Source organism: Hyphomonas sp. UBA3601, from assembly GCF_002375605.1.
Lineage (GTDB): Bacteria > Pseudomonadota > Alphaproteobacteria > Caulobacterales > Hyphomonadaceae > Hyphomonas.
Genome location: NZ_DFME01000127.1, coordinates 2,737 through 9,820, shown reverse-complemented (window position 1 = coordinate 9,820; position 7,084 = coordinate 2,737). Strand labels below are relative to the sequence as shown.

Below are 7,084 nucleotides of genomic sequence, written 5' to 3'. Positions count from 1 at the left end.
TCGGCCACCTCGGTCAGGCGGCGCACTTCGGCTTCGGTATAGGCCGGGGAATAGACATGAACTTCCTTGCCGAAGCTTTCATGCCCCATAATGGCTTCCTGCTCGCCGCTGGCTGTGGTGCCGTCGAGATAATCGGTCATCAACGGGAAGGCCGCCGGCAGCGAGAAGGCCTTGGTCGCCAGCAAGATCTTGCATCCGGCCGCCTCGCGCACGCGCTGGGCCGTTTCCAGATTTGCGCGCAGGCGCGCCGCGTCCAGCACGAAGACGGGCGTCGGGATATGATCGGGCAGGGCGGGTGGGGTCATGGTGTCTGGTCCTTGGGTGCCCGCTTATGCCTCATCAACGGGCCTTGAGCGAACATTATTAGCGGCGCGCACGTTCCGGCTTTTGCGGAGTGTGCAGCGCAGATAGGATGCGGGTCGAATGACGGTAACATCTTCCCTGTATATGCGAGTCGCCACGCTGGACGACATTCCGGCGATTAAGGCGCTGATGGCGGAGTCCATGGCGCGACTCCTGCCACACTTCCTTGATTCAAAACAGGTCGAGCGCTCCAGCGAGAGCATGGGTGTTGATACATTGCTGGTTTCCGACGGCACCTATTTCCTCGTCTTCGAGGGCGACGCGCTGGCCGGATGCGGGGGCTGGTCGCGGCGGCGCACGCTTTATGGCGGCAACACGACCGCCGGCCGGGACGATTCCCCGGCGGACCCCAAGGCCGAGCCGGCCAAGATTCGCGCCATGTATACCCATCCGGATTTCGTCCGGCGCGGCATTGGCCGCATGTTGCTCGACGCCAGCGAAGCTGCCGCGCGGGCCGAAGGGTTCTCTGCCATGGAGATGGGCTCAACCGCGCCCGGCGTGCCACTCTATGAGGCGTGCGGCTATCGGCTCGTCGAAGACCTCTCCAGGCCCAGCGAGGATGGCACCATCGTGCCGATCCTGCGCATGAGGAAAGAGCTGGCCTAGGTCTCCACCGCGAACAAGTCTTCCTGATCGCCGCCGTCCACGTCGATGACATGCCAGGGCAGGCCGCGTTTGGCGACGTCTTCGAGGAAGGGCTTGGACGGGAATTGCTCGACATTGAATACGCCGTGGCCGGACCATTCCCCGCGGAAGAACATCGCCGCGCCTGAAACGGGCGGCACGCCGGTCGTATAGGACACGGCCTGCGCGGAGACCTCTTCATTGGTCTTGGCATGGTCGGACACGTTGTAGATCATCTTTGCCTGTGGCTGGCCGTCCTTTGTGCCCCGCACGATCACGCCAATGCTGGTCTTGCCGGTATAGCCTTCGGCCAGGGATGACGGGACGGGCAGGAGGTCCTTCAGGAACTCCATCGGGATGATGTCCATGCCCTTGTGCTTGATCGGTTCGAGGCCGATCAGGCCAATCGATTTGAACACTTCGAGGTGCTTGATATAGGCTTCGCCAAAGGTCATCCAGAAACGGATCTGTTTCAGGCCCTTGATGTGCTTGACTAGGCTTTCCTCTTCCTCGTGATAGATCAGGTAGGAGGCTTTCGGGCCGACTTCCGGATAGTCGATCATCGTCTTGATCGACAGGGCAGGAATTTCCACCCATTCGCCATCTTTCCAGTATTTGCCGTCCTGGGTCACTTCACGGAGATTGATTTCCGGATTGAAGTTCGTGGCGAAGGTCTTGCCATGATCGCCGGCATTGCAGTCGACAATGTCGATATATTCGATCTCGTCGAACAGGAATTCCTGCGCATAGGCGCAATAGATGTTTGTCACGCCCGGATCGAAACCGCAGCCGAGAATGGCCGTGATGCCCTTGTCCTTGAACTTGTCCTGATAGGCCCACTGCCAGGAATATTCGAACTTCGCGACATCGCGCGGCTCGTAGTTCGCCGTGTCCATATAATTGCAGCCCGTTTCCAGGCAGGCATCCATAATCGGCAGGTCCTGATAGGGCAGGGCCATGTTGATCAGCAGATCCGGCTTCACCTTGTTGATGAGCGCGACGACCTCCGCAACATTGTCGGCGTCGACCTGGCTGATCTCGATCGGTGTCTGGCACAGCTTGGCGACCTTCTCGCAGCTTTCCAGTCGGCGCGAGGCAAGGTGGATATGCTTAAACGTGTCGCGGTCCATGGCGCATTTCTGCGCGACGACGGATCCGGCGGCACCGGCACCGATGATGAGAACATTGTCCATGAGTGATGAAGCTCCCTGGCTGGATGGGCACTGATGTGCCCGTGACATAGGGCAATCACGTCATCTTCGCCAGTATCGATCTGCGGGGGAGTTTCGGAAAGGAATTGCCGCAACGCAGGTGAGCGTATGGGAGGAAACGAGGTGGGCAAAACCTCGCCCTGCGTTGCGGCAAAGGGGTATCAGGCAGCGCGCCGGGGCGTATCCAGGCGGGATATTTCTTCGCTCAACCATGTGTAGTGCTGCTCCACACGATTGATCATCGTTTCGGTAGTGTCCGGGCGGCAAGTCAGCTCGTTTCGCCAGGCTTCCAGAACCGTCATCTGGCTCTTCAGCCAGCAAAGCATAGCGGTATCATCAATTGGCAGACACATGGGGCGCTCCTGTTGATTTGCGACTCGTTCTCAACTTATGTATTTCATGCCTGTCGGATGTTTGCAAGTCATTCTCAATTAGAATTTATTCATCTTGTCCAAAAGCTGGTGCAATCGCCCGGCCTGACTGGAATAATTGTCTGAAACAGGCTATCTGCCCCGCTTTCCCGCCCGCCTCAGGAGTATCTCCGGATGACAAGCTCAACCGCCCCGCGCCATTTCATCGACCTCTGGCATCTGGAGTCCGCCGAACTGCGCGAGATCCTGGATATGGCTCATGTGATGAAGAAAGCACGTGCGGGTTGGCCAAAGGGACGGGTGGACACGGGGGCCCCGCTGGAAGGCCATACGCTGGCAATGGTCTTCGAGAAATCCTCAACCCGGACGCGCTTTTCCTTCGACATGGCGATGCGCCAGCTGGGCGGCTCGTCGATCACCGCGACATCAAATGACATGCAGCTGGGACGGGGTGAAACGGTGGAAGACACTGCGCGCGTCCTGTCGCGCTTCGTCGATGCGGTGATGATCCGCGCCAATGATCATTCCGATGTCGAGACCTTTGCCGAGCATGCCACCGTGCCGGTCATCAACGGCCTGACAGATCGTTCGCATCCCTGCCAGATCATGGCGGACCTCCAGACACTGGAAGAGCATGGCCTCACACTTGAAGGTGCGCGGCTGGCCTGGGTTGGCGATGGCAACAACGTTTGCGCCAGCCTGATCCATGCCGCGCCGAAGTTTGGCTATTCTCTCGCCATTGGCACGCCTGCGCGCTTCGCGCCGGATGATGAGGATATTGAAATCGCCCGCGACCTGCAGGGCCGGATCGACCTCTATGAAACTGCGGAAGAAGCCGTGGCCGGCGCCGACGTCGTGATTGCCGACACATTTGTCTCCATGGGCGATGCAGACGCTGAACGCCGCCTTGAAATTCTTGAGCCCTATGCGGTGACGGAAGAATTGATGGAGATGGCCGCTGGCGGTGCGAAATTCCTGCATTGTCTGCCGGCGCATCGGGGCGAAGAGGTCGACGCCGAAGTCATTGACGGGCCACAGAGCCTTGTCTTTGACGAGGCCGAGAACCGCATGCACGCCCAGAAGGCCATCCTGCGCTGGTGCCTCGATAAATAGGCGTCAGCGCTCCTGCACTTCCTCAAGACCCATGGCGACCGGAATGGCGAGCGCGCTCATAACGGCGAGCAAGCCGACGACCGCTGCTTCTCCTGCCATGTGCGCAACGATGCTGAACCCGCCACCAAGAATGAGCAGCGTGCCGATGATCGTGTTGGAAAGGGCGGTATAGGCCGCACGGTTGTCCTGGCTCGCCATATCCACCAGATGCGTGGAACGACCAAGGCGCACGCCCTGATAGGCTATCATCAAAACGAACAGAACAAGCGGGAGTGCCCAGACATCCTGCAGTCGCCCCGCCGCATTCAGGCCGAGTGTCGTCAACAGGGCAAGCGTTGCTGCGGCCGCTGTCAGGATCAGCACTTTCCGGCTCGACCGGTCGGCAAGCCGGCCCCAGACATAGGAGCTGAGCAGGCCTGCGCCCGCAGATGCAATAACGAGCAAGCCGAGTCCCCCAAGCATTTGGTCAGCTTCTTTGTTCCTTGCGCCCATCGCGACCATGAAGGGCGGAGCAAGTGCAGTTGAGATCAACAGGCCACGGGCCAGGATGAAACGGCGCAACTGCCGGTCTTCAGCGAGCAGCTTGAAGTTGTCCCGGAAGGATTCGATGGGGTTGCCTCCGCCTTCGGTCGATCCCGGTTCTTCTTCCAATGTCATGAAAAGCGCTGCGCCCGTCATCCAGAGCCCACCCGCGAGCAACAGCCCGCCAATCACGAGGCTCATCCGGTCGACCCAACCGACGGCCAGGAGCGCGCCATAGATCAGGACCGCTGCAGCGCCGACCGTGCTGGCCGCGCCGGTTGCTGTTCCGCGTCGGGATTTGGAGACCGTCTTGCCCAGAACGTCCTTGTAGGTGACCGAGCAGACCGACCGCGCGAGCGCGAGAACCGCCAGCGCGCCAAGGATGGCGTAACCCGACGTCTTACCCTCCAGGAAAAACGCTGCGAGCCCCATACTGGCCGCTGACAATCCCTGGACTGCCGAGCCGACTGACCAGGCCCACTTGCGCTGGGGCAGGCGGCGCAGCGCGGCGGCCGTGAACAATTGCGGCAACAGCGCTCCCGCCTCGCGTATGGGGACAAGCAGGCCGATCATCCAGCCCGGTGCGCCCAGCGTGGTCATCAACCAGCTCAATACAAGCTTGGGGTCGATCAGCCCATCCGAGATCTTGCTGGTCGACAGGCTGGCAACATGGGTGAAGAAATTGCCGGCCTCTTCGCGACAGGCGCTGTCGGGAATGTCTCTGCACACCCGGCCATCATCGCCTGAGGTGAGCATTTCGAACACTTGCTGCTGGGTGGTTTCAGACATGACGGCCAAACTAGCGCTCACGACGAGTACGGCAATCTTCACGTTAGGGTGTGCTGCTGCAAAAGCGCTGGAAGCGCCGCCGGATCGCGCTAAACGTAGATGAATGGCCGATAGTGATTATACCCCGACGAAATTTTCTGACCCGGACGTGACCGCGAAGGGCGAGACCCGCGCCAGCGTCGGATGGACGGGCTTGAAGACGCTCTGGTTGAACACCGGAACGCTGTGCAACATTGAGTGCACCAATTGCTACATTCAAAGTTCACCCCGCAATGACCGACTGGTTTATCTCAGCCGATCTGATGTGCGGCAGTTCCTCGACGAGATCGACCAGCCCATCGAGATCGGCATTACGGGCGGCGAGCCCTTCATGTGCCCGGATATTCTCCACATCATGGAAGATGTTTTGTCGGATGGGCACAGCCTGCTCCTGCTGACCAATGCCATGCGCCCGATGATGCGGCCGCGCATCCAGCAGGGTCTGGACCGGCTGGCGGCGCACTATGGCGAACGGATGGTGCTGCGTGTCTCGCTGGATTCCCATGATCCGGCCATTCATGACGCTGAACGCGGAGAAGGGGCCTTTAAAGAGGCCTGCAAGGGCCTGAAATGGATGGGAGAACGCGCCGTACAGGTCGCCATTGCCGGACGTCAGGCCCTCAATGAGGATGATGCCGAGGCCCGCACAGCTTATGGTGCGCTTGCTGGCACACTGGGTCTATCGATAGATCCCACCAATACAAAGCAACTCGTCCTGTTCCCTGAAATGATCGCCCGGGACGACCCACCTGAAATCACTACGGATTGCTGGGGCATTCTGAACAAGTCCCCTGACGACATCATGTGCGCCAACCAGCGCATGGTGATCCGCCGCAAGGGTGCCGGCAGGGCGACCGTGACAGCCTGCACGCTATTGGTGGACGATCCGACCTTCGAACTGGGCGCCACACTTGCCGAGGCGACAGCCAATCCGGTCAAGCTGAACCATCCCTGGTGCGCCAGCTTCTGCGTGCTCGGCGGAGGTAGCTGCTCGGCCTGATCCCCCGTCTGACAGGTGGCCCTCTTGCGATAGGCGCATGCCGCTGCCACATGGGGGCACCTAATCGAGGTATTCTCCCATGACCGACGCTGCTTACGCCGTCACCGACTTTGTCACGAATTTCCAGATCGTGGACCGTCCCATTCGCGGGCGTGCCGTTCGTATGGGCGAGGGTAGCCTGTCGGGCATCCTGCAACGGCATGACTATCCGAAGAATTTGGCGCGCATCCTTGGCGAAGCCGTGACGCTTGCGACGCTGGTAGGCGCGTCGCTGAAATTCGAGGGGCGTCTGCTGGTTCAGGCCGAAGGTGATGGTCCCGTGTCGATGCTGGTCGGTGAGTACCGCTCTGATGGCGGTGTGCGCGGCTATGCCAAATTTGATGCCGAAGCCTGGGCGCAACTGGACAAGGTGAACAAGGGCGACGCTCCGCACATGCCTCAACTGTTCGGCCCGAGCGGGCGTCTGGCCCTGATCATCATCCAGGACAATCCGGCGATCCAGCCCTATCAGGGAATCGTGCCTCTTGCGAAAGGGACTCTGAGTGAATGCGCTGAGGACTATTTCGAGATGTCGGAACAGGTGCCGACGCGCCTCAAACTGTCGGTCGCCGAACTGGACCGGAAAGACGGGCATCCGGTTTGGGTGTCTGGCGGCATGATGGTGCAGAGGATTGCGGCAGATGATGCGCGCGGAGAGACCGAAGAGCCTTGGCGTGAAGCCGAGGCCCTGTTTGCCACGCTGACCGATGCCGAACTGGCCGATCCGGACCTTCCAATGGAAGAGCTGCTCTATCGCCTGTTCCACGAACAGGGTGTGACGATGGAAACGCCACAAGCGCTGGATGACCGGTGCACCTGTAATCAGGAGCGCCTCGTTGAGACTCTGAAACAGATGCCGGACGAGTCCCTGCGCGAGATGACCGAAGAAGATGGTACGCTGGGTATCGACTGCCAGTTCTGCAATCGCCATTACGATGTCGCGATCGAGGATGTAACCGGCGATACCAACTAATGAGACTTTCGCCTCTCACCCTGTAGGGCGGGGGGAGGCG

General features: G+C 60.1%; 7 protein-coding genes and 1 pseudogene. 4 read left to right on the top strand and 4 right to left on the bottom strand.

The window, feature by feature from the left end; genetic code table 11:
* Positions 1-305: pseudogene (locus B4F73_RS13860) on the bottom strand (carboxynorspermidine decarboxylase); the annotation flags it as partial.
* Positions 306-423: 118 nt separating this feature from the next.
* Here B4F73_RS13860 and B4F73_RS13855 point away from each other — a divergent pair.
* Entirely contained in the window at positions 424-969 is a 546-nt protein-coding gene (locus B4F73_RS13855; protein WP_290483556.1) for a GNAT family N-acetyltransferase, read from the top strand.
* Here the strand turns inward: B4F73_RS13855 and B4F73_RS13850 are convergent.
* Both B4F73_RS13850 and B4F73_RS13845 read right to left on the bottom strand, forming a co-directional pair.
* Positions 966-2,180, bottom strand: coding sequence for a saccharopine dehydrogenase family protein (locus B4F73_RS13850; RefSeq protein ID WP_206991291.1), 1,215 nt, complete (start codon positions 2,178-2,180; stop codon positions 966-968). The genes B4F73_RS13855 and B4F73_RS13850 overlap by 4 nt on opposite strands.
* 179 nt (positions 2,181-2,359) lie before the next feature.
* Positions 2,360-2,551: a hypothetical protein gene (locus B4F73_RS13845; protein WP_290483555.1), complete on the bottom strand. Its 192-nt coding sequence runs from the start codon at positions 2,549-2,551 to the stop codon at positions 2,360-2,362.
* Between the two features lie 192 nt (positions 2,552-2,743).
* Between B4F73_RS13845 and argF the strand changes: the two genes are divergently transcribed.
* Positions 2,744-3,682 (top strand): ornithine carbamoyltransferase, encoded by a 939-nt coding sequence (argF, locus tag B4F73_RS13840; RefSeq protein ID WP_290483554.1) that lies wholly within the window; start codon positions 2,744-2,746, stop codon positions 3,680-3,682.
* A gap of 3 nt (positions 3,683-3,685) precedes the next feature.
* Here the strand turns inward: argF and B4F73_RS13835 are convergent, their stop codons facing one another.
* Entirely contained in the window at positions 3,686-5,035 is a 1,350-nt protein-coding gene (locus B4F73_RS13835) for an MFS transporter (RefSeq protein WP_290481191.1), read from the bottom strand.
* A 61-nt stretch (positions 5,036-5,096) separates the two neighbouring features.
* Here B4F73_RS13835 and B4F73_RS13830 point away from each other — a divergent pair, with 61 nt between their 5' ends.
* Together B4F73_RS13830 and B4F73_RS13825 are read left to right on the top strand one after the other, a co-directional pair.
* Positions 5,097-6,032 (top strand): radical SAM protein, encoded by a 936-nt coding sequence (locus B4F73_RS13830; RefSeq protein WP_290483553.1) that lies wholly within the window; start codon positions 5,097-5,099, stop codon positions 6,030-6,032.
* Positions 6,033-6,111: 79 nt separating this feature from the next.
* A complete protein-coding gene (locus B4F73_RS13825) occupies positions 6,112-7,044 on the top strand; it encodes an Hsp33 family molecular chaperone HslO (protein WP_290479914.1) in 933 nt (310 codons plus the stop codon).
* Positions 7,045-7,084 lie beyond the last annotated feature (40 nt).